The 573-nt window shown below is 55.1% G+C and carries 1 pseudogene; it reads left to right on the top strand.

Annotation, left to right across the window (positions count from 1 at the left end):
* Window positions 1–465 precede the first annotated feature (465 nt).
* Window positions 466–573: pseudogene (locus ACERY3_RS25345) on the top strand (DNA recombinase); the annotation flags it as partial.

The following is a 573-nucleotide window of genomic DNA, read 5'->3' as shown; positions in this document are numbered from 1 at the left end:
GGCTTTCTGTTGGTAAGTGACTTTTAGGTACTTGCGTTATACCTCCTGTCTGCGAGAGCGTGTGAATGTTGCGGTGTATCCCACTAGCGTCGGGGTGAAACAGCGGTAAATTCAACGAGGAATTTGCTTAAAAGACCACGAGCCACGGTGGCTGACCAACGGCTTACCTGGAGGCACCAGGCACCGCAACACCCTGAAAAGTATTAGCGCCCTTGCACTCACTCCTCTCTGTCCCTCCCGGTCCGGCGATACCCGGGCACAGTTCACCAGAGCACGGCTTCTGCCGGCGTGACCCGCTACTGTCCCCGTCGTGTCGCGCCGGCATGAAAGCCTGCGGGATAAATCAGAGTCAGCCTGGTCCGATGAGATTGCGCCTGTGATAGTATTCGGCTCCTTCTTATCCGCGCTTCGCTGGCGGGAGGAGGCAATAAAAAATCAGTCAATAACTCCGGGAGACATGCCGCAATGGCGAGACGTAAATATCTGACACAAAACGAAGTGGAAAGCCTGCTGGAGGCCGCGAAGCAGTCGCGGAATCCGGAGCGGGACTACTGTCTGATATACATGAGTTTT

The sequence above is a fragment of the Enterobacter cloacae complex sp. ESBL7 genome (assembly GCF_041679625.1).
Lineage (GTDB): Bacteria > Pseudomonadota > Gammaproteobacteria > Enterobacterales > Enterobacteriaceae > Enterobacter > Enterobacter asburiae_B.
This window is presented reverse-complemented; position numbering and strand designations above follow the sequence as displayed.